Source organism: Mesorhizobium sp. M1A.F.Ca.IN.020.03.2.1 (assembly GCF_004023205.1).
Lineage (GTDB): Bacteria > Pseudomonadota > Alphaproteobacteria > Rhizobiales > Rhizobiaceae > Mesorhizobium.
This window is the reverse complement of sequence record NZ_RZSV01000465.1, coordinates 1-1,327: the sequence shown is the minus strand read 5'-3', so window position 1 is coordinate 1,327 and position 1,327 is coordinate 1. Positions and strand designations below refer to the sequence as shown.

The window sequence follows — 1,327 nt, the reverse complement described above, 5'->3', positions numbered from 1 at the left end:
CCGCTGCATCATCCCGAATTCACCATGCTCGAATGGTACCGCGTCGGCGAGGCCTATGAGCGCCTGATGGCCGACTGCGCCGAATTTCTGGCGCTCGCCGCGGAGAAGGCCAGGGCCAAAAGCTTTCGGTTTCGTGGCCGCGAGGTCGATCCCTTCGCCGAGCCGGAGCGGCTGAGCGTGGCGGAAGCATTCATGCGCCATGCCGGCATCGATCTGCTGGCGACCGTCGGCGCCGACGGCAGCACCGACCGCGAAGCGCTCCACCAGGGCCTGGTCCGCGCCGGCCTGCGCACCGCGCCCGACGACAATTGGGCCGACCTGTTCAGCCGCGTGATGGTGGAAAAGGTCGAGCCGGCGCTGGGGCAGGGACGGGCGACAATCCTCTATGGCTATCCAGTCTCCGAGGCGGCCCTTGCCCGGCCGAGCGCGGAGGACCCGCGCGTCGCCGAACGCTTCGAGCTCTACTGCTGCGGCGTCGAGCTCGCCAATGCGTTTGGCGAGCTCACCGATCCGGCCGAGCAGCGCCGCCGCTTCGTCGCCGAGATGGACGAGAAGGAGCGCATCTATGGCGAGCGCTATCCGCTGGACGAGGATTTCCTCGCCGCGCTTGCCATCATGCCGCAGGCGAGCGGCTCGGCCCTCGGCTTCGACCGGCTGGTGATGCTGGCAACCGGCGCCGCCAGGATTGAAGATGTGATCTGGGCGCCGGTGGCCGGCTAATCCGCACTGTTCACGCGGTTACGGCGGGGCAGTGCGCTGCGAAGGGCCGCGATTGCCTTGAGATTGCCGCATCCGCCATTGCACAAGCGGTGGTGGAACAATAGATGGTGCAGCAGCATCCAAGACGATAGTACGGGCTTCCAGAGATGGCGGCCCGGCATCCATGGATGTGCGGCAGCATCTGCCCTCCCGCACAGCTTGAACAAACAGGACTAACCATGACCAACACGCTCGACGCAGGGAAACTGACCGGCCGCGTCGCGGCGCTCGTCGAGGCGGCCAAGCGCGCCGGGGCGGACGCCGCCGACGCGGTCGCCGTGCGCGGCCGTTCGGCCGGCGTGTCGGTGCGGCTGGGCAAGGTCGAAGGCACCGAATCGTCGGAAAGCGAGGACGTGTCGCTGCGCGTCTTCGTCGGCCAGCGCGTGGCGAGCGTCTCGGCCACCGCCGCCTCCGACCCGAAGGCGCTTGCCGAGCGCGCCGTCGCCATGGCGAGAGTCTCCCCCGAGGATCCGTTCCAGGGCCTTGCCGACCCGGCGCTGCTCGCCCGCAATTTGCGTGATCTCGACCTCTTCGATCCGACTGAGGTGTCGGCCGATCAGCTCAAGGA

General features: G+C 68.1%; 2 protein-coding genes. Both read left to right on the top strand.

What is annotated here, in order from left to right:
• Nucleotides 1-720 (top strand): amino acid--tRNA ligase-related protein (locus tag EOA79_RS32080; RefSeq protein ID WP_128293693.1); only part of this gene is annotated, 720 nt, incomplete at its 5' end.
• A gap of 218 nt (nucleotides 721-938) precedes the next feature.
• A partial coding sequence (locus tag EOA79_RS32075; protein ID WP_281060313.1) for a DNA gyrase modulator occupies nucleotides 939-1,327 on the top strand: 389 nt, incomplete at its 3' end.